Origin of the sequence: Shimwellia pseudoproteus (genome assembly GCF_016415625.1) — a bacterium.
Classification (GTDB): Bacteria; Pseudomonadota; Gammaproteobacteria; order Enterobacterales; family Enterobacteriaceae; genus Shimwellia; species Shimwellia pseudoproteus.
Map to the genome: position 1 here is coordinate 44582 of NZ_WBXP01000016.1, position 18875 is coordinate 63456.

17 protein-coding genes, 5 tRNA genes and 1 other RNA gene are annotated in these 18875 nt (G+C 54.4%); 10 read left to right on the forward strand and 13 right to left on the reverse strand.

The genetic code is table 11. The features are described from left to right. The first annotated feature begins 37 nt into the window (after positions 1-37). The gene (gene cysM / locus F9C28_RS09335; protein ID WP_199014947.1) at positions 38-952 is read left to right on the forward strand and encodes a cysteine synthase CysM; all 915 of its coding nucleotides are present in this window, start codon (positions 38-40) and stop codon (positions 950-952) included. Positions 953-1020: 68 nt separating this feature from the next. On the opposite strand, the gene crr is transcribed toward cysM, so the two are convergent. The 5 genes from crr to cysZ all read right to left on the reverse strand — a co-directional run bounded on the left by crr (position 1021) and on the right by cysZ (position 5881). After that, positions 1021-1524 (reverse strand): PTS glucose transporter subunit IIA, encoded by a 504-nt coding sequence (crr, locus tag F9C28_RS09340; RefSeq protein WP_002441232.1) that lies wholly within the window; start codon positions 1522-1524, stop codon positions 1021-1023. Positions 1525-1567: 43 nt separating this feature from the next. Then, complete coding sequence (gene ptsI / locus F9C28_RS09345; RefSeq protein ID WP_199014948.1) at positions 1568-3295, reverse strand: phosphoenolpyruvate-protein phosphotransferase PtsI; 1728 nt, start codon at positions 3293-3295, stop codon at positions 1568-1570. A gap of 59 nt (positions 3296-3354) precedes the next feature. Further along, positions 3355-3612: a phosphocarrier protein Hpr gene (gene ptsH, locus F9C28_RS09350; RefSeq protein WP_004936458.1), complete on the reverse strand. Its 258-nt coding sequence runs from the start codon at positions 3610-3612 to the stop codon at positions 3355-3357. 370 nt (positions 3613-3982) lie between these two features. Then, entirely contained in the window at positions 3983-4954 is a 972-nt protein-coding gene (cysK, locus tag F9C28_RS09355; protein ID WP_199014949.1) for a cysteine synthase A, read from the reverse strand. Between the two features lie 165 nt (positions 4955-5119). Next, positions 5120-5881: a sulfate transporter CysZ gene (gene cysZ, locus F9C28_RS09360; protein ID WP_199014950.1), complete on the reverse strand. Its 762-nt coding sequence runs from the start codon at positions 5879-5881 to the stop codon at positions 5120-5122. A gap of 232 nt (positions 5882-6113) precedes the next feature. Between cysZ and zipA the strand changes: the two genes are divergently transcribed. The 3 genes from zipA (at position 6114) to F9C28_RS09375 (ending at position 9454) form a co-directional block, all read left to right on the forward strand. Beyond that, positions 6114-7136, forward strand: coding sequence for a cell division protein ZipA (zipA, locus tag F9C28_RS09365; RefSeq protein ID WP_199014951.1), 1023 nt, complete (start codon positions 6114-6116; stop codon positions 7134-7136). A gap of 83 nt (positions 7137-7219) precedes the next feature. Further along, a complete protein-coding gene (gene ligA / locus F9C28_RS09370) occupies positions 7220-9238 on the forward strand; it encodes an NAD-dependent DNA ligase LigA (protein WP_199014952.1) in 2019 nt (672 codons plus the stop codon). Further along, a complete protein-coding gene (locus F9C28_RS09375) occupies positions 9239-9454 on the forward strand; it encodes a DUF3820 family protein (RefSeq protein ID WP_199014953.1) in 216 nt (71 codons plus the stop codon). On the opposite strand, the gene F9C28_RS09380 is transcribed toward F9C28_RS09375, so the two are convergent. Further along, positions 9451-10446 carry a bile acid:sodium symporter family protein gene (locus F9C28_RS09380; RefSeq protein ID WP_199014954.1) on the reverse strand — a complete coding sequence of 332 codons (996 nt, stop codon included), beginning with the start codon at positions 10444-10446 and terminating at the stop codon, positions 9451-9453. The genes F9C28_RS09375 and F9C28_RS09380 overlap by 4 nt on opposite strands. A 90-nt stretch (positions 10447-10536) precedes the next feature. Here F9C28_RS09380 and F9C28_RS09385 point away from each other — a divergent pair, with 90 nt between their 5' ends. Continuing rightward, positions 10537-11481 carry a LysR family transcriptional regulator gene (locus tag F9C28_RS09385; protein WP_199014955.1) on the forward strand — a complete coding sequence of 315 codons (945 nt, stop codon included), beginning with the start codon at positions 10537-10539 and terminating at the stop codon, positions 11479-11481. A gap of 35 nt (positions 11482-11516) precedes the next feature. Here F9C28_RS09385 and F9C28_RS09390 read toward each other — a convergent pair whose 3' ends face one another. Beyond that, positions 11517-12452, reverse strand: coding sequence for a quinone oxidoreductase family protein (locus F9C28_RS09390; RefSeq protein WP_199014956.1), 936 nt, complete (start codon positions 12450-12452; stop codon positions 11517-11519). Positions 12453-12513: 61 nt separating this feature from the next. Between F9C28_RS09390 and F9C28_RS09395 the strand changes: the two genes are divergently transcribed. After that, positions 12514-12999, forward strand: coding sequence for a MarR family winged helix-turn-helix transcriptional regulator (locus F9C28_RS09395; protein WP_199014957.1), 486 nt, complete (start codon positions 12514-12516; stop codon positions 12997-12999). A gap of 49 nt (positions 13000-13048) precedes the next feature. On the opposite strand, the gene F9C28_RS09400 is transcribed toward F9C28_RS09395, so the two are convergent. From F9C28_RS09400 to F9C28_RS09415, 4 genes are all read right to left on the reverse strand, one after another. Beyond that, a non-coding RNA gene (locus F9C28_RS09400) (RtT sRNA) lies at positions 13049-13185 on the reverse strand. A gap of 45 nt (positions 13186-13230) precedes the next feature. Next, a tRNA-Lys gene (locus F9C28_RS09405) sits at positions 13231-13306 on the reverse strand. Between the two features lie 4 nt (positions 13307-13310). Beyond that, a tRNA-Val gene (locus F9C28_RS09410) sits at positions 13311-13386 on the reverse strand. Between the two features lie 43 nt (positions 13387-13429). Then, positions 13430-13505: transfer RNA gene (locus tag F9C28_RS09415), tRNA-Val, on the reverse strand. A gap of 260 nt (positions 13506-13765) precedes the next feature. On the opposite strand from F9C28_RS09415, the gene gltX reads away from it, so the two are divergent. Further along, positions 13766-15181: a glutamate--tRNA ligase gene (gene gltX, locus F9C28_RS09420; protein WP_199014958.1), complete on the forward strand. Its 1416-nt coding sequence runs from the start codon at positions 13766-13768 to the stop codon at positions 15179-15181. Positions 15182-15236: 55 nt separating this feature from the next. On the opposite strand, the gene F9C28_RS09425 is transcribed toward gltX, so the two are convergent. After that, a complete protein-coding gene (locus F9C28_RS09425) occupies positions 15237-15614 on the reverse strand; it encodes a YfeC-like transcriptional regulator (RefSeq protein WP_199014978.1) in 378 nt (125 codons plus the stop codon). Beyond that, positions 15614-15982: a YfeC-like transcriptional regulator gene (locus F9C28_RS09430; RefSeq protein ID WP_199014959.1), complete on the reverse strand. Its 369-nt coding sequence runs from the start codon at positions 15980-15982 to the stop codon at positions 15614-15616. Before F9C28_RS09430 ends, F9C28_RS09425 begins: the two co-directional genes overlap by 1 nt. Before the next feature lie 226 nt (positions 15983-16208). Here F9C28_RS09430 and F9C28_RS09435 point away from each other — a divergent pair. From F9C28_RS09435 to F9C28_RS09445, 3 genes are all read left to right on the forward strand, one after another. Then, positions 16209-16284: transfer RNA gene (locus F9C28_RS09435), tRNA-Ala, on the forward strand. A 46-nt stretch (positions 16285-16330) separates the two neighbouring features. Beyond that, positions 16331-16406, forward strand: a tRNA-Ala gene (locus F9C28_RS09440). A 314-nt stretch (positions 16407-16720) separates the two neighbouring features. Then, positions 16721-18874: an EAL domain-containing protein gene (locus F9C28_RS09445; RefSeq protein ID WP_332909407.1), complete on the forward strand. Its 2154-nt coding sequence runs from the start codon at positions 16721-16723 to the stop codon at positions 18872-18874. Position 18875: the final 1 nt, after the last annotated feature.

The window sequence follows — 18875 nt, forward strand, 5'->3', positions numbered from 1 at the left end:
TTCGTGGCCGCTTTTTTATGGGTAGTGGACAGGCAACGTGAACACAACATTAGAAACCACCATTGGCAATACGCCTCTGGTGCGGCTCCAGCGTATGGGGCCGGAAAACGGCAGTGAAGTCTGGGTCAAACTGGAAGGCAACAATCCGGCAGGATCGGTGAAGGATCGCGCGGCGCTGTCAATGATCGTTGAGGCGGAAAAACGGGGTGATATTCGCCCGGGGGATCGACTAATCGAAGCCACCAGCGGCAATACCGGTATTGCCCTGGCGATGATTGCCGCCCTGAAAGGGTACCGGATGACGCTATTGATGCCTGACAATATGAGCCTTGAGCGCAAGGCGGCAATGCGGGCTTATGGGGCTGAACTGCTGCTGGTCACTAAAGCGCAGGGCATGGAAGGGGCCCGGGATTTAGCCCAGGAGATGGCCCGCCGCGGAGAGGGGTATATCCTTGATCAGTTTAATAACCCGGATAATCCGCTGGCCCATTACCGTACTACCGGCCCGGAGATCTGGCGCCAGACCGGCGGGCGGATCAGCCATTTTGTGTCGAGCATGGGGACAACCGGCACGGTTACCGGTACCGGCCGTTTCCTGAAAGAGCAGCATAAGCCGGTCACCATCGTTGGCCTGCAACCCTGTGAAGGCAGCAGTATTCCGGGGATCCGCCGCTGGCCAGCAGAATATATGCCGGGGATTTTTACCGCGTCGCTGGTGGATAAGGTACTGGATATCAGCCAGGCAGAGGCAGAACGCACCACGCGTCTACTGGCGATGAAAGAGGGCATTTTTTGCGGCGTCAGCTCCGGTGGGGCGGTGTCCGGGGCATTACGGGTCGCCGGGGATAACCCGGGGGCGGTGGTGGTGGCGATTATTTGCGATCGCGGGGACCGCTACTTGTCTACCGGGGTATTCAGTGAGGAGAGCTTCCACCAGGGGGAAGGGATCTAGCGACGAATTGCGCGATAACGGCAATAAAAATGGCGCCATCAGGCGCCATTTTTTAATCAGGAGAGTGATTACTTCTTGATACGAATAACCGGGGTTTCGCCCACGGTCACACTACCAGACAGCTTGATCAGCTCTTTGATCTCGTCCATGTTGGAGATAACAACCGGGGTCAGGGTAGACTTGGCTTTCTCTTCCAGCAGGGGCAGATCGAATTCGATGACAACATCACCTTTCTTGACGCGCTGGCCTTCTTCGGCGATACGTTTGAAACCTTCGCCTTTCAGTTCAACGGTGTCGATACCAAAGTGAACAAACAGCTCAATGCCGCTATCGGACTCGATAGAGAAAGCATGGTTAGTTTCAAAGATCTTACCAATGGTGCCGTCTACCGGTGCGACCATTTTGTCGCCAGTAGGTTTGATGGCGATACCATCACCAACGATTTTTTCGGCAAATACCACATCAGGCACATCTTCAATGTTGACGATTTCACCAGACAGTGGAGCAACGATTTCAATGATTCCGGTGTCACTGTTGCCTTTGTCACCGAAAAGTTTACTAAATAACCCCATTAGCCTTCTCTCCTAAGCAGTAATTTGGGCCGTATCTTGTGGATTAGCAGATTGTTTTTTCTTCAATGAACTTGTTAACCAGCGCCATTAACTCGTCCGTTGTCGGTTGAGCAAGAGCTTGCTCTGCTAATACCCTGGCATCTTCGAAGTTCGTATTACGAATAATCTTCTTGATGCGCGGGATAGATATGGCACTCATACTGAATTCGTCCAGACCCATCCCCAGCAACAGTAGTGTAGCACGTTCATCGCCAGCAAGCTCACCGCACATACCGGTCCACTTACCTTCTGCATGAGAAGCGTCAATTACCTGTTTAATCAGGGTCAGGACTGACGGAGACATCGGCTGGTAGAGGTGGGAGATCATATCATTACCACGGTCAACCGCCAGTGTGTACTGCGTCAAATCGTTGGTACCAATACTAAAGAAATCAACTTCTTTGGCCAAATGATGCGCAATTGTCGCTGCCGCAGGGGTTTCCACCATCACGCCAATTTCAATTGACTCATCAAATGCTTTGTTTTCGTCGCGCAGTTCCGCTTTGTATTTCTCAATTTCTGCTTTCAGTGCACGCACTTCTTCAACAGAGATTATCATCGGGAACATGATGCGCAGTTTACCGAAAGCAGACGCCCGCAGGATGGCACGTACCTGATCGCGCAGGATTTCTTTACGGTCCATTGCGATACGGATAGCACGCCAGCCGAGGAACGGGTTTTCTTCTTTCGGGAAGTTCATGTACGGCAGCTTTTTATCGCCACCGATGTCCATGGTACGGACGATGACCGCCTGAGAACCGCACGCTTCAGCCACTGCTTTATAAGCAGCAAACTGTTCGTCTTCGGTCGGCAGTGCGTCGCGATCCATAAACAGGAATTCTGTACGATACAGACCAACACCTTCTGCACCGTTGCGTTCTGCACCGGCCACATCGCGTACGGTACCGATGTTGGCGCAGACTTCTACCTGGTGACCATCAAGGGTGATCGCCGGCAGGTCTTTCAGTTTAGCCAGTTCGGCTTTTTCTTCTGCAACCTGAGTTTGCAGCTGGCGCAGTGCATCGATCTCGTCGTTAGTCGGGTTAACGTAGACGTTGTTGTTAACCGCATCGAGGATCAGATAATCACCGCTTACGACCTGGGTCGTGATATTACCGGTACCCACGATAGCCGGCAGCTCAAGGGAGCGCGCCATGATCGAGGTATGTGACGTGCGGCCACCGATATCGGTGATAAAGCCCAGCACTTTCTTAAGATTCAGCTGTGCGGTTTCGGACGGGGTAAGATCGGTTGCCACCAGGATAACTTCCTCCTGGATTGCGCTCAGATCGATAATCGCCAGGCCCAAAATGTTACGCAACAGGCGTTTACCGATGTCACGTACGTCTGCGGCACGTTCTTTCAGGTATTCGTCGTCTAACTCTTCCAGAGTAGAAGCCTGCCCTTCAATAATCTGATATGCCGCTGCGTCGGCGGTGATGAGCTTATCTTTAATCAGGGCTATGATTTCCTGCTCCAGCTCCTCATCTTCCAGCAACATAATGTGGCCTTCAAAGATAGCTTCTTTTTCTTCACCGAAAGTTTCACCAGCTTTGGTTTTGATCGCTTCTAACTGTGCGGATGCCTTGGCACGACCGCTCAGGAAACGTTCAACCTCCTGGTCAACCTTGTCAGCAGAAATTTTCTTCCGGTCGATGACAATCTCATCTTCTTTCAGCAGAAGCGCTTTGCCGAAAGCGATACCCGGGGATGCTAAAATGCCTGAAATCATAACCCTACCTTACTTGTGACTGATTTGAATGAAATCCAGTTTCCTCTGAGAGCCGCAGCTTACTCGAGTTCAGCCATCAGTTTAACCAGATGCTCAACTGCTTTCTGCTCGTCTTCGCCTTCAGCGGAGATGGTCACAACGGTGCCCTGAGTCAGGCCCAGTGTCTGCAGTTTAAACAGGCTTTTGGCACTGGCGCTTTTGCCATTGGAGGTTACGGTGATATCGGAAGTGAAGCCTTTCGCTTCTTTAACAAACTGAGCAGCAGGGCGGGTATGCAGGCCGTTCGGAGCGGTAATAGTAACTTCTTGCTGGAACATTGTATTTCCCCAACTTATAGGTTTAGTGTTGTGGAACTAAAGTCTAGCCTGGCGGCTACACTTTAGCCTGTATTATTGGTGCCAGTACCAGCTGGTGCTGGACACTGATGCGGAGCAAGCCAGTCAAATATGTTGCACCGGGAGTTCGCTCATCGCCATCCATTATGCCGCTAAACGCTGCTGGCCACCAAACCGATAAATCGATTCAGCCGTGGTGATGTGCGATCTATTGATTTCACGCATCAAAATAATGCAGGTTAAATACCAGAGCTTTAGCCAGCAGGCAATGCTACGTGGGCTCAATTTATGACGCGAGGCACAAAAAAACACCCAGAAGGGTGTTTTTTTAGTCAATTTCGCGGACCTGGCATCACTGTTGCAGTTCTTTCTCAGTGAACAGATCGGCAAACAGGGCGGTGCTTAAATAACGCTCACCGGAAGAGGGCAGGATAACCACGATATTTTTATTGGCAAAGGTTTCATCTTGCTGGAGTTTCAGCGCTGCGGCCACGGCGGCGCCGGAGGAAATCCCGGCCAGAATGCCTTCTTCTTCCATCAGACGACGGGCAGTGGAGATGGCTTCTTCATTGCTGATGGTCACCACTTTGTCGATAAGCTTCAGATCCAGGTTACCCGGGATAAAGCCAGCACCGATACCCTGGATTTTATGCGGGCCGGGTTTGATTTCTTCACCGGCCAGCGCCTGGGTTATCACCGGTGAATCCGTTGGCTCAACGGCCACGCTGATCAGCGCTTTTTTGCCTTTGGTGTTTTTGATATAGCGAGTTACGCCGGTCAGCGTACCGCCGGTACCGACACCGGCAATGAACACATCCACGTCACCATCGGTATCTTCCCAGATTTCCGGGCCAGTGGTTTTCTCGTGGATTTCCGGGTTAGCCGGGTTGCTGAACTGTTGCAGCAGCACATATTTAACCGGATCGCTGGCGACGATTTCTTCCGCCTTCTGGATAGCGCCTTTCATCCCTTTAGCGCCCTCGGTCAGCACCAGGTTTGCTCCCAGTGCTTTCAGTAATTTACGGCGCTCAACGCTCATGGTTTCCGGCATGGTCAGCGTTAGCTTGTAGCCCCGCGCCGCCGCCACATAGGCCAGAGCAATACCGGTGTTGCCGCTGGTGGGTTCCACCAGCTCGACGCCAGGTTTCAGGATGCCGCGTTTCTCTGCGTCCCAGATCATATTGGCGCCGATACGGCATTTTACGCTGAAGCTGGGATTACGGGATTCAACTTTGGCCAGAATACGTCCATTGCCAATGCGATTCAGTCGAACCAGCGGTGTATGACCGATGGTGAGAGAATTGTCTTCGTAGATCTTGCTCATGGCCCATCCTTTAACTGTATGAAATTTAGCGACCACCCCAGCATACCGCCTGAAATCATATGGGGAAGTAAGGATTTAGTATATCTATATTCGCAGGGGAAATAATGAACCGCAAGATGGAATAAGAGGCGGCATATGCCGCCTCTGTGGTGAGGGCAGGGGGGATTATTTCCACATATTGTGCTTATCGCGGTAGCACTCAACCCACATGGCGGTCGCCCCGCAGACGGCAACCGGCATAATGAACAGGTTCAGAACCGGGATCATGGTAAACAGGCTCACCAGGGTACCGAACTGCATATTGATCATTTTGCGCTCCCGCAGGGCCGCACGCATGGTTTTAAAAGGCACTTTGTGATTATCGAAGGGGTAATCAGCATATTGCAGGCTGAACATCCAGGCGCTGAACAGGAACCAAATCACCGGCGCCAGGGTTTGCCCTAAACCGGGAATAAAGTAGAGCAGCAGCAGCACAACGGCCCGGGGCAGATACCAGGTCAATTTTTGCCATTCGCGTTTCATGATGCGCGGCAGATCTTTCATGATGTCCAGGATACCGGTGTCTGGCGGGGTTGCCCCGGTGAGCCTGGCCTCAAGCTGTTCTGCCAGCAGGCCATTAAATGGTGCGGCTATCCAGTTAGCGATAGTCGAGAAGAAATAGCCAAAAATCAGAAACAAAGAGATGACGGCCAGGGGCCAGAGCAGATAGCTTAACCACTGGAGCCAGTCAGGAACCAATGACAACAGCGACGGGATCCAGCTTTCCAGGCGGGTAAACAGCCACCAAAAGGCGGCCCCCATCAGGAGAATATTGATGAGTAACGGCAGGATCACGAAACGGCGGATTCCGGGTTGGTGGATCAATTTCCATCCCTGGGAAAAATAGTGAAATCCGCTATGCGGGGTGGACGACAAATGAGTAGCCATACCGGGGAAGAACTCCTGTTAATGCAACCAAAAAAGTTGTGCCACACTATGATAGCGAACTGAAAAAGGATAACCAGTTAAGAAATGGTCGAAAAAACAGCAAAAAATACGGTTAGGCTCATCTTTATGGGCTGAAACTTGAGAGTCCGCTTGCACTTATGGAAAGGGGCAAATACTCTTAGGGAATGAATGATTGCCGCGGTGGCAAGGTGTTAGAACAACAGAGAATATAATGATGCAGGATTTGCGTCTGATATTAATCATTGTTGGCGCGATAGCCATAATAGCCTTACTGGTGCACGGACTGTGGACCAGTCGTAAGGAGCGTTCGTCTGTTTTTCGCGATCGTCCGCTTAAGCGTGCGTCGGGGCGGCGTGGTGAAGAGTCTGACGACGAGAACGACTTTAACGAACAAGAAGAAGGGGTCGGTGAGGTCCGGGTTCATCGTGTGAATCCGCCTCAGGATCAGGGCTCATGGGGGCAGGAGGCGCAGCGTCAGCCACAGCAGGCACCGCAGCACCAGTACCAGCCGCCTTATGGGGCGCCGCAGCAGCGTCAGCCGCAGCAGCCCCAACAGCAGCCTCAGCCTTATCAATCTGCTCAGCAACCTGATCCGCTGCAAGGGCAACAACCGCCACGTCCGGTTATGCCTCAGCCGGGCCAGCCGGAGTACCGTGCACCGCAGCAACCGCAGCCGGGATATCAACAGCCCGCTGTCGCGCCGCAGCAGCCGGTGGCGCAGCCTGCGCCCCAGCCGGTAGCCGATGCGCCGGTACCGCAGCAGCCTGCCCCCGCGGCAGTGCCACAGCCAGCGGCACCTGTGCCGGAAAAACCGGTACTGAAAGAGACGGTTATCGTGATGAACGTTGCCGCCCACGCCGGGACCCAGCTTGACGGCGGCATACTGCTGAACAGTATTCAGCAGGCCGGCTTTAAGTTTGGCGAGATGAATATCTTCCATCGCCATCTGAGCCCGGACGGTAGCGGCAAGGTGTTATTCAGCCTTGCAAACATGGTGAAGCCGGGATCTTTTGATCCGGAAAATATGCGTGATTTTACCACGCCGGGCGTCACTATTTTTATGCAGGTGCCGTCCTACGGTGATGCGTTGCAGAACTTTAAACTGATGTTGCAGTCCGCTCAGCATATTGCTGATGAAGTTGGCGGTGTGGTGCTGGATGAACAGCGCCGCATGATGACCCCCCAGAAACTGCGTGAGTATCAGGACCGCATCAGGGATGTTATCGGCGGGTAATTTCCCCGACAGCTACGACATCATTTCTATCCAGAACCCCCGCCAGCCGGGGGTTTTTCATATTTCCAGGGTGAGTAAATAATATGGACACCATCGAACAACAGCTGGCTCATCTGCGCACCACGCTTCGCCATCACGAATACCTTTATCATGTCCAGGACGCGCCGGAGATCCCGGATGCCGAATACGATCGGCTGATGCGTGAATTGCGGGCGCTGGAACAGACCCACCCGCAGTTAATTACACCTGACTCCCCTACCCAGCGGGTGGGGGCGGCGCCGCTCAGTGAATTTACCCAGGTGCGCCATGAAGTGCCGATGTTGTCCCTCGACAACGTGTTTGACGAAGAGAGCTTCCTCGCTTTCTATAAACGGGTTCAGGACCGGTTGCGGGACACCCAGGAGATAACGTTCTGCTGTGAGCTGAAACTTGATGGCCTGGCGGTGAGCCTGCTGTACGAAGATGGCCTGCTGGTGCGCGCCTCCACCCGTGGTGACGGCACCACCGGGGAAAATATTACCGCTAACGTGCGCACCATCCGGGCTATCCCGCTGCGCCTGCACGGCGACAATATTCCTGCCCGGGTTGAAGTGCGCGGCGAAGTGTTTCTGCCCCAGGCCGGTTTTGAGAAAATCAATGACGACGCCCGCCGCACCGGTGGCAAAGTGTTTGCTAACCCGCGTAACGCGGCGGCCGGTTCCCTGCGCCAGCTTGATCCGCGCATCACCGCCAAACGTCCGCTGACCTTTTTCTGCTACGGCTTTGGCCTGCTGGAAGGCGGCACATTGCCGGATACCCATATGGGCTGCCTCAACCAGTTTAAGGCCTGGGGTCTGCCGGTAAGCGATCGCATCCGTCTGTGTACCGGCGCCCAGGCGGTGCTGGATTTCTATCACCAAATCGGCACCGATCGTCCGGGGCTGGGGTTTGATATTGACGGGGTGGTTATCAAGGTCAATGACCGGGCGCTTCAGGAAAGCCTAGGGTTTGTGGCACGCGCTCCGCGCTGGGCGACGGCGTTTAAATTCCCGGCCCAGGAGCAGATGACCATTGTGCGCGATGTTGAGTTCCAGGTGGGGCGCACCGGGGCTATCACGCCGGTGGCGCGGCTGGAGCCGGTTCAGGTGGCCGGTGTGCTGGTCAGCAACGCGACCCTGCATAATGCCGATGAGATTGACCGTCTGGGGCTGCGGATCGGCGATAAGGTTGTGGTACGCCGCGCCGGGGACGTTATCCCGCAGGTGGTGGGGGTGGTGATGTCAGAACGCCCGGACGATACCCGGGAGATTGTGTTCCCGCTGCATTGTCCGGTATGTGGTTCAGATATCGAACGGGTAGAAGGTGAAGCCGTGGCCCGCTGTACCGGTGGCCTGATTTGCGGTGCCCAGCGTAAAGAGTCCCTTAAGCACTTTGTTTCCCGCCGGGCGCTGGACGTGGACGGCATGGGGGACAAGATAATCGACCAACTGGTGGAGAAAGAGTATGTCCACACCCCGGCGGACCTATTCGGGCTGACCGCCGGCGTGCTGACCGGGCTGGATCGGATGGGGCCAAAATCGGCAACCAATCTGGTCAATGCACTGGATAAATCCCGGCATACCACCTTTGCCCGGTTCTTATATGCGCTGGGGATCCGCGAAGTGGGTGAAGCCACTGCCGCTGGTCTGGCGGCCCATTTTGGTACTCTTGAGGCCCTGGCTGCCGCCAGCATTGACGAGCTGCAAAAAGTGCCGGATGTCGGGGTTGTGGTGGCAAACCACGTGTTTCATTTCTTCCAGGAGGAGAGCAACCGCGAGGTGATCCGTCAGCTGGTTGACGAGCGAGGTATTCACTGGGATGCGCCGGTGGTTATCCGGGCGGAAGAGATAGACAGCCCGTTCGCCGGTAAGACCGTGGTGCTGACCGGCTCCCTGAGCCTGATGTCCCGCGATGACGCGAAAGCCCGCCTGGTGGCGCTGGGGGCGAAAGTCAGCGGCAGTGTCTCGAAGAAAACCGATCTGGTCATTGCCGGGGAGGCCGCAGGCTCAAAACTGGCTAAAGCGCAGGAGCTGGGCATTGCGGTGATTGATGAAGCTGAAATGTTACGTCTGCTGGGTGAGTAAATGGATAAACAGCAATTAGTGGCGATTGCCAATACGGTGATGCCGTTCGGGAAGTATCAGGGGCGGATGTTGATCGATCTGCCCGAGGAGTATTTGCTGTGGTTTTCCCGCAAGGGCGAATTCCCCCAGGGGCAACTGGGGGAACTGATGGCGCTCACCTTGCTGATTAAAATCGAGGGGCTGGACCATCTGGTCCGCCCCCTGAAAGGCCATTAGTTTTTGACTGCCACGCTTTCCTGCCTTGCGGCGGCGTCTGTCTGGCGTTTATAGCGCCGTGCCAGTACGGCGCAGACCATCAGCTGGATCTGGTGGAAGATCATCAGCGGCAGCACCAGGATACCTACCGTGGCGGCGGGGAACAGAATATTGGCCATCGGGATCCCATTGGCGAGGCTCTTTTTCGAACCACAAAACACAATGGTAATTTCATCTGCTTTACTGAACCCGCAGCGCCGGGCCACCAGGGTATTGATGGCAATCACAATCGCCAGTAATACCAGGCTGACCACCACAATAAACAGCAGCGTTCCCACCCCTACTTTGTGCCAGATACCGTGGGTCACTGCTTCGCTGAAGGCGGTGTACACCACCAGCAGAATGGACGACTGATCGGTTTTTCCTATCCATTTCTTATGGCGCGCCACAAAGTTACCGGTCCAGGGCCGGGACAGATGCCCCAGCACGAACGGCACCAGCAGTTGCAGCATAATGCTGCCCACCTGTTGCAGGCTGCCGCCGGCCCCGTGGACGTGCATCACCAGCCCCACCAGCAGTGGCGAGACAAATACCCCTAACAGACTGGAGGCCGAGGCGGCGCAAACGGCGGCGGCCACATTGCCCCCGGCCAGGGAGGTAAACGCAATGGCGGACTGCACCGTGGCGGGCAAAATACACAGGTAGAGGAAACCGGCGTAAATTTCCGGGCTGACGTTAACCGGCGCCCACCAGCTGAACAGCACCCCCAGTACCGGAAATAACACAAAGGTACTGCACATCACCCACAGGTGTAAGCGCCAGTGGCTGCTACCGGCAATAATCGCTTCCCGGGAGAGCTTCGCGCCGTGCATAAAAAACAGCAGGGCAATGGCGGCGGTGGTTAGCCCGTCAAAGAAACCAACCCAGACACCGGTGGCCGGAAAAAAGGTGGCCAGTAATACCGTGATGACTAGGGTGAGGGTAAAAGGATCGAAAATTTTTAATAGATTCATGGACGCACCTCAGAAAGTTCACTAAAGATTGTACGGAATTTGTTTTAAGAAATAAAATTGATTTATTGCATGTATACATGAATAAAACAGATGAATTACTCATTACGGCAGTTGAAGGTGTTTGTGGCGGTGGCCAGGGCCGGGAGCTTTAGTCGGGCAGGGGAGATTATCGGGCTGAGCCAGTCTGCGGTCAGCCACAGTGTCAAGGAGCTGGAAAACGAAATCGGTGTGCGCCTGCTGGACAGGACCACCCGGGAAGTGGTGCTGACCGATGCGGGAACCCAGCTGGCCAGCCGACTGGAGCCGGTGCTGGAAGATTTGCACGGCGTATTACTGGATGCCCGCACTGTCGGGCAAAAATTAACCGGCACGGTGCGGGTTGCCGCCAGCCAGACGATTTCCGCCCATCTGATCCCGCAGTCGATTGCCAGCAGTAATCTGCGTTATCCGGCGATTCAGTTTGTGCTTCATGATCGCCCCCAACAGTGGGTGCTGGAAAGCATTCGCTTGGGGGAAGTGGATTTCGGGATTGTTATCGATCCGGGCCAGGCCAGCGATCTGGAGTGTACTGAGGTATTGTCGGAGCCGTTTTTATTACTGTGCCGGGATGACCATCCGTTTGCCGGGCAGGACCAGGTGGCGTGGCAAGCGCTCCAGGGCAAGGCGGTAATATTGCAGGATTATGCCTCCGGCAGCCGGCCGCTGATCGACCAGGCCCTGGCCAGCCAGGGGGTGGTGCCGCGCATTGTCCAGCAGATAGGCCACCCGGCCACCTTGTTCCCGATGGTCGAGGCGGGCATCGGGATTAGTATTCTTCCGGCACTGGCGCTGCCGCTGCCGGAAGGGCGTGGCCTGGTTGTGAAGCCGCTGGTGCCGGTGGTGGACCGGCAACTGATGCTGGCAAAGCGCAAGAACCGTTCGCTGTCGAGTGCGGCCCAGGCCATATGGGAGCTGGTCCGGGATGAGGCGAGTACACTGGCGCGGCAAAGAGAGGGGGACCCGCTGTTTTGCTCCGGCAACCACCGCCCGGGGTGAGGCGATGGTTACCGGTAATGTGGCGGGTTGCGCGGTCAGAGGGTGAAGACAATGCGCTGGCGGTTGCTCTCTTCAGTCCATGCCTGATTGACCCCGGCCAGCGGGACGGTACGTGAAGGCACGGTAAAGTCTGTTTTGGTGGCGGCATCCAGCAGCTCACCAACTGATGCAATAAGCTCGCGGTTTGAGACGCTGCCCAGCCCGCTGCCCATTAAGGTCAGGCCGGATGCGCGCAGCAGCTTGCTGTGTAGCGCTATATTTTCCCCGCTCAGGGAGCCTATCTGGACGAAGCGCAGCGCGCGATCGCCCCCGGTGACGGCGGCAGTCATAATATCAAGGGCGCTTTGCCCCCAGAGGTAGTCCAGCACCACATCAATGCCGCCAGCCATCAGGGCCGGGAGTTTCGCAGCCAGCGTGTCCAGCGGCAGTGCGATGTCGGCCCCTTCGGTTAACAAGCGGTGTAGCGCATCGGGGTTACGGCCGGTGACGATAATTTTCCCGGCGCCGAGGTAGCGGGCAATGCGGACCGCCAGGCCGCCGGATGCACCGGTTGCGCCATTAATTAATACGGTTTCCCCGCGGCGTAACTGCGCCCGGCGGGTTAGCGCAGCCCAGGATGACATCCCCGGGTTTGCCAGGGCGGCTACCTCTGCCAGGTCGAGGGTGGGGGAGAACGGCACCACGGCGGCACCCGGCACCCGGGTCTTTTCGGCCATGCTTCCCCAGGGCGGTGTGAAGGCGAGGAAGTAAACCGGTTGCCCGTCGGCGAGGTAGCCAGTGCCGTCGACACCGGCAATAAAAGGAAACTGGCCTTCTGCACTGTAGTGGGTACCTGCAGCCCGGGATTTAGTGAGCTGGCTCAGGGCAGCGGCTTTTACGGTGACAATCACATGCTGATCATCGGCCTGGGGTTCAGGAAAATCGTGATAGCTGGGCGTTTGTCCTTTTGCTGAGACGATAGCGGCTTTCATCGGACACCTCGTGATAATATATGTGTATAATGCACATTATTTCCTGAAGGAGCGCTTGTCAATGGAAAATGTGCAAAATACACATATCTCTGGTAACCCTGATAACTACGACAAACTGCATAACACACTGCTGGGTATCGTTGGCACGTTTAACCGCCCCCAGCGCGATGAGATGATGATAGCCCAGTCTGGTATTCCGCTGGACAGGGCATTATTCCCGCTGCTGGTGCAAATTGGCCGTTTTGGTCCGATTGGTATTGTGGAGTTAGCGGATCGGGTCGGGCGGGATTACACCACGGTTAGCCGTCAGGTGGCGAAGCTCGAACAAAGCGGCCTGGCGCAGCGGCAAAAGAATGTGCGCGATAAGCGCATTAACGAGGCGGTGATTACGGCGCAGGGCAAGGGATTAACCGACCGGATTGATCAGGTGCGGGCGCAGGTTTATCAGCAGTTGTTCCAGTCATGGGCCCCGGAGGAGTACCAGCAACTGGTGCAGCTCCTGTCCCGGTTTGCGGCGGATTTTGCGGCGCTGGGGAGTGAGGAGTAGGGGAAGGGGAAGGGGAAGGGGAAGGGGAAGGGGAAGGCTTTCTACATAATGGCGGGTCGTGCAGGATATGCCTCGGCCCGTCCTGGGCCTCGCCCTGCGGGTGATGCTGGCGCATCAGCCTGAATCGCTCCGGGCGATTCAGTCGAACCTGCCGCAGGTTCAAACCCTGCACGTCAGGCTAAGGAGAGCGTAAAACGAAAAAAGCGCCCATAGGGCGCTTTTTTCTGAATTTGGTGGGTCGTGCAGGATTCGAACCTGCGACCAATTGATTAAAAGTCAACTGCTCTACCAACTGAGCTAACGACCCGAAGTGGTGGGTGATGACGGGATCGAACCGCCGACCCCCTCCTTGTAAGGGAGGTGCTCTCCCAGCTGAGCTAATCACCCACTTCTCAATTTCTTATCTACACGGCGGAAGCCACTAAAATCGTGGTGGGTGATGACGGGATCGAACCGCCGACCCCCTCCTTGTAAGGGAGGTGCTCTCCCAGCTGAGCTAATCACCCCCGCTGTGTGGAGTCGCATTATAGGGAGAGTTGAAAATGAGTCAACGCCTTTTCTGAAGATTTTTTCCGTTCGTCGTAAAATTAGGCGGAATGTGCGTTTATTATTCGTGATCGTATGATTCTTATCCGTATTTTATATCCGGCGGGATATGGCGTTGGTATCAACATTGAGGAATCCCCTCACAGTGGTAGAATATCTGCCACTGAATTGTCTTTGGCTCTCGCCAACATTGACATTATTACGTTATTAAGGCCGCTTAATGAAAATCAAAACCCGCTTCGCACCCAGCCCGACAGGTTATTTGCATGTCGGTGGTGCACGTACTGCTCTTTATTCCTGGCTCTATGCTCGTAACACTGGCGGCGAATTCGTTCTGCGTATTGAGGATACTGACCTTGAGCGTTCCACTCAGTCAGCCATTGATGCCATCATGGACAGCATGAACTGGCTGGGGCTCGACTGGGACGAAGGTCCGTACTACCAGACTAAGCGTTTTGACCGTTACAACGCTGTTATTGATGAAATGCTGGAAGCTGGCACCGCGTATAAGTGCTATTGCTCCAAAGAGCGCCTGGAAGAACTGCGTGAAGGGCAGATGGCTCGCGGTGAAAAACCGCGTTACGATGGCCGTTGCCGCCATGACCATTCCCACCATGCAGCCGATGAGCCGTGCGTAGTGCGTTTTGCTAACCCGCAAGAAGGGTCGGTGGTTTTTGATGACCAGGTTCGTGGTCCAATCGAATTCAGTAACCAGGAGCTGGACGACCTGATTATTCGTCGTACCGACGGTTCCCCAACCTATAATTTCTGTGTGGTCGTCGATGACTGGGATATGGAAATCACCCACGTTATTCGTGGCGAAGACCATATTAATAACACGCCGCGCCAGATTAATATCCTGAAAGCGCTAAACGCACCGGTGCCGGTATACGCGCACGTTTCCATGATCAATGGTGACGACGGTAAAAAACTGTCCAAACGCCACGGTGCCGTCAACGTGATGCAGTACCGTGATGAAGGTTACTTACCGGAAGCACTGCTGAACTATCTGGTACGTCTGGGCTGGTCCCACGGCGATCAGGAAATCTTCACCCGTGAAGAGATGATCAAATACTTCACGCTTGATGGGATAAGCCGTTCTGCCAGTGCCTTTAATACCGAAAAACTGCAGTGGCTGAACCACCATTACATCAACACGCTGCCTGCTGAGCACGTTGCGCCTTATCTGCAATGGCATATTGACCAGGCCGGGATTGATACCCGCAATGGTCCGCAACTGACCGATTTGATCAAATTGCTGGGCGAACGCTGCAAAACGCTGAAAGAGATTGCCGAAAGCTGCCGCTACTTCTATGAGGACTTTGCTGAGTTCGACGCGGATGCCGCGAAGAAACATCTGCGTCCGGTTGCCCGTCAGCCTCTGGAGCTGGTGCGTGAAAAACTGTCTGCCATCACGGCATGGACCGCAGAAAACGTACACCAGGCGATTGAGGCCACGGCGGCCGAGCTGGAAGTTGGCATGGGTAAAGTGGGGATGCCGCTGCGTGTCGCGGTGACCGGTGCGGGGCAATCCCCGGCGCTGGATGTGACTGTCCATGCAATTGGCCAGGCCCGCTCTCTGGCGCGTATCGACAAAGCGCTGGCATTTATTGCTGCCCGTGAAAGCCAGCAATAAGTCGCCCCGGGCGAATCAGTGAAAAATGAAAAGCCGGTGTCTGACACCGGCTTTTTTATGCTTTGATACCCAGTCTGACCAATACACCATTAATGCCTTCGCGCATCAGCAGTGCACTGAGTTGCTCGCGCTCAATATCGTTCATTTGCTGTAGCGCCCCGATCAATAAATGCTCAAGCGGGCTGGTAGCGGTGAGATATTCCGCTTCAGGCTCCGCCACAATATGGGCAACTTGCGCGCCACCCCGGCGGGTATCCTGCAAAAACTGCTGCACACGCTCATCCACAACAATCACTCTGGCGCGACCGCCTTTGACACCGTGAATGGGCAATGTCTGCCAGTTAAACTGACGGATCCATTTATTGATCGTTTGGGTGGTATAACCGGTGGCGCGAGCCAGCGCCGCCGGTGTCATTTCCGTTTTTAATTTCATCATGCCGCTTGGCTGGAATCACGGATGCCGAGGCGTTTCAGCATACCGGCAACCCCTTCGCGTAACAGCAGGGAAGAGAGCTGCTTTTGTTCATCCGGCGCCATCTCCTTCAGTGACGTTATCAGCAGATTGTCCAGAGGTGTTTCCGTGGTGACGGTATAGGACGCGCGGGGTTCTGCTATGCGCTGTGAGCTGTGAATAAAATCACGGACACGTTCGTCGATGTGGATTAACCGGGCCTTTCCCCCCTGGACGCCAGGGCGTGGAGAGGTGCTCCAGCGCCCTTTGCGCACCCATTTGTTGATAGTCTGGCGGCTAAAGCCCGTCATAGAGGCCAGTTCTTCTGGGGTCATTCGTTCCTTGAACACGCGTATTTTCCTTTTGGCTATATGGTTATCATTAAGTGAAAAACCAGATTCATCACTATATTACTGGAATGTGTAACGTTAAAAAGTACCAGACGTCAAGAATTTGCGCAGTAATACGCGGTTGATCGCTTTTTAGGCGGTTGAACAAAATTGCTGAAATTGCCGTTGACAGTGCGGGGAGGAATTCATATTATGCCGCCCGTCAACACGACACGACCTTTACGACGGGGCTATAGCTCAGCTGGGAGAGCGCTTGCATGGCATGCAAGAGGTCAGCGGTTCGATCCCGCTTAGCTCCACCAAATCACCTCCAGCGTGATTTTGGAAGTAAAGAATACGTCTGTCGAAGGGGCTATAGCTCAGCTGGGAGAGCGCTTGCATGGCATGCAAGAGGTCAGCGGTTCGATCCCGCTTAGCTCCACCAATCAGAACCCTCGCTTCGGCGGGGGTTTTTTCTTTGTCTGTTCAGATTACTGCCCCTGTGACTGGACAGCATGACCGGTCTTGCCCTACGCTAATGACATTATCCGGTAGATCGCCATCTGATAATTACCTCACACGATATAAATCAATGCAGCATTAAATATTATGCAAATAACATTTTTTAGCGTTGCTTAAAAAATACGTAAAATTTACTATTAGCACAGATAAAATATCAACATGGATAAAAAAATAATACCAATGCTGTTTAATAGTCCCGGTATTTTAAAACGCACAGGGTTCGCGCTAATATTCTTAATGTTATTATTTCCAGTAACGCGCATGATTTCCCCTGTGGCCATCATTGATGGTAATAAAGTCTTCCTCGCCTGGTTACCGATGGGCCTGATGCTGTCAGTATTCTTATTGTTTGGCTGGGCCGCGATATTTCCTGTTGCCGTTTGCGTCCTGGTATCCTCCTGGTTGTTCATCGGGCTACCCTGGCTACAGAGCGCCGTGCTGACCTTCTGCCTGGTAGTGCCAATTATCTGTAATGCCGCAGTACTACAACTCAGGGAGGGATGGCGCTGGCGCTACGGCATACTTAATCAGAGGCTGGGGCATCGTTTGTTCTGGCTCTGTTTTGCCACCCCCTTTATGATGAAGGTGCTGATGCTGGGAGCTGGAACCTTTATTGATTTTCCGGAAAGTATGGACAGTTATTTAGGGAAAGGAACAATCCTGGTTGGTATTACCGATATTCTTAATCTTATCGCCTCTGCACTGATATTTACACCGCTTTTCTATTACCCGATGCGTATGATACTCAGCCCCACATTTCGGCGGCGTTTTTGGTACGTATCGATCAGTAAAAATTTCCGTTCTGACGCTCGCCTTTATACTATTTGCTGGTGCACTGTTTTGATAGGATTTTTACTGATTTTTTGTGTCCATACTAAAACCATATTTATTTCCAGCTATTTAATTCCGTTCCTATTTATCTTTTTTACCCACGGTATCCAGCGTTTAAGCCGGGAGTTTATCAGCCTGACCTGGGTGTTCACGGCCTGGGTACTGCTGGCCTGGAATCAGGGATTCCTGCACGGGGTGAAGAGCGATGTGGCACTGTCGTTTGTGCTGTCGGTGTTTATCTCGTTCACTATCTGCATGCTGTACATGATGCAGGTCTACTACCGCAACGAGCGGCTACGGCGTATCTATTTCTCCCAGGCGCTAACCGATCCATTAACCCAGTTGCCGAATATGCGCGCCATGGAGCAGCATCTCACCCAATGGCCGCAGGGGGCGGTATGCTGCCTGCGGATGAATAATCTGGAATTTCTCAGCCGCCACTACGGCATGATGATGCGAGTACACTGTAAGCGGATGGTCACCCGTATGCTCTCCCCCTGGCTACAGGAGGGCGAACTTATCTTCCAGCTTCCCGGCAGTGAGCTGCTGATTTTTTTGCGCGGTGACGATATCGAAGACCGGCTGAACGTGATGGTGGCGCTACTGAATAACCGCAAGATCTCGTGGAATAAGACCTTGCTGGACGTCGAGTATGGCGCCTCCTGGGGGATGGCGACCAGTGATGATCCTGAGGAACTACAGCGGCTGCTGGGCCAGTTAAGTTACCTTGCGGAACTGGCCAGCCAGAAACATATGGTCCTCGGGCTGGATAACCGGCTGGATGCGGTGGAAGTCCAGACCAGCGGGATGGTCAGGTTGCTGCATACCGTGAAAAGCGCCATTGAGCATGATGGCCTGATGCTCTATGCCCAGCCGATTGTTGACGGGCAGGGTAAGGGATATTACGAGATTTTGGCCCGGCTTGACTATCAGGGGGAGACGCTGTCCCCTTATACCTTTATCCCGGTGGTGGCGGAGTTCAACCTGAGCACACGTTTTGACCTTGAGGTTATCGCCCGGCTGGTCCGCTGGATAAGCGACAACGATCCCGGGGAAGTGGGGATCCGTTTTTCGGTTAACCTGATGCCGCTCACGCTGATGAAGAAAGACATTGCCGCCGATATTGTGGCGTTATTTACCCGTGCCGCTGTCCCGGTGAGCCGGGTTATTATCGAAGTGACCGAGGCCCAGGCGTTTTCGGATGACGACACCCCGCTGGCAAATATCTGCCACCTGCGGCGCAGCGGCTTTTTGATTGCCATTGATGACTTTGGTACCGGTTATGCCAACTATGCCCGGCTGAAGAAACTGGAAGCGGACATTATTAAAATTGATGGCAGTTTTATTCGCGATATCTGCACCAGCAATGTGGACTACCTGATTGTTAACTCGATCTGCCAGCTGGCGAAGGCCAGGGGGTTGACCGTGGTGGCGGAGTTTGTTGAAACCGCGCAACAGCGCGATCTGCTGCTGGGCCTGGGGGTCGATTATCTCCAGGGTTACCTGCTGGGGAAACCGCAGCCCATTAATACCGTCCTGCCGGGCAGTGGCGGGCAATAGC

Coding starts and splice junctions, on each gene's coding strand:
- crr (WP_002441232.1), bottom strand. CDS start 1,524: ATGGGGTTATTTAGTAAACTTTTCGGTGACAAAGGCAACAGTGACACC.
- ptsI (WP_199014948.1), bottom strand. CDS start 3,295: ATGATTTCAGGCATTTTAGCATCCCCGGGTATCGCTTTCGGCAAAGCG.
- ptsH (WP_004936458.1), bottom strand. CDS start 3,612: ATGTTCCAGCAAGAAGTTACTATTACCGCTCCGAACGGCCTGCATACC.
- cysK (WP_199014949.1), bottom strand. CDS start 4,954: ATGAGCAAGATCTACGAAGACAATTCTCTCACCATCGGTCATACACCG.
- cysZ (WP_199014950.1), bottom strand. CDS start 5,881: ATGGCTACTCATTTGTCGTCCACCCCGCATAGCGGATTTCACTATTTT.
- zipA (WP_199014951.1), top strand. CDS start 6,114: ATGATGCAGGATTTGCGTCTGATATTAATCATTGTTGGCGCGATAGCC.
- ligA (WP_199014952.1), top strand. CDS start 7,220: ATGGACACCATCGAACAACAGCTGGCTCATCTGCGCACCACGCTTCGC.
- F9C28_RS09375 (WP_199014953.1), top strand. CDS start 9,239: ATGGATAAACAGCAATTAGTGGCGATTGCCAATACGGTGATGCCGTTC.
- F9C28_RS09380 (WP_199014954.1), bottom strand. CDS start 10,446: ATGAATCTATTAAAAATTTTCGATCCTTTTACCCTCACCCTAGTCATC.
- F9C28_RS09385 (WP_199014955.1), top strand. CDS start 10,537: ATGAATTACTCATTACGGCAGTTGAAGGTGTTTGTGGCGGTGGCCAGG.
- F9C28_RS09390 (WP_199014956.1), bottom strand. CDS start 12,452: ATGAAAGCCGCTATCGTCTCAGCAAAAGGACAAACGCCCAGCTATCAC.
- F9C28_RS09395 (WP_199014957.1), top strand. CDS start 12,514: ATGGAAAATGTGCAAAATACACATATCTCTGGTAACCCTGATAACTAC.
- gltX (WP_199014958.1), top strand. CDS start 13,766: ATGAAAATCAAAACCCGCTTCGCACCCAGCCCGACAGGTTATTTGCAT.
- F9C28_RS09425 (WP_199014978.1), bottom strand. CDS start 15,614: ATGAAATTAAAAACGGAAATGACACCGGCGGCGCTGGCTCGCGCCACC.
- F9C28_RS09445 (WP_332909407.1), top strand. CDS start 16,721: ATGTTATTATTTCCAGTAACGCGCATGATTTCCCCTGTGGCCATCATT.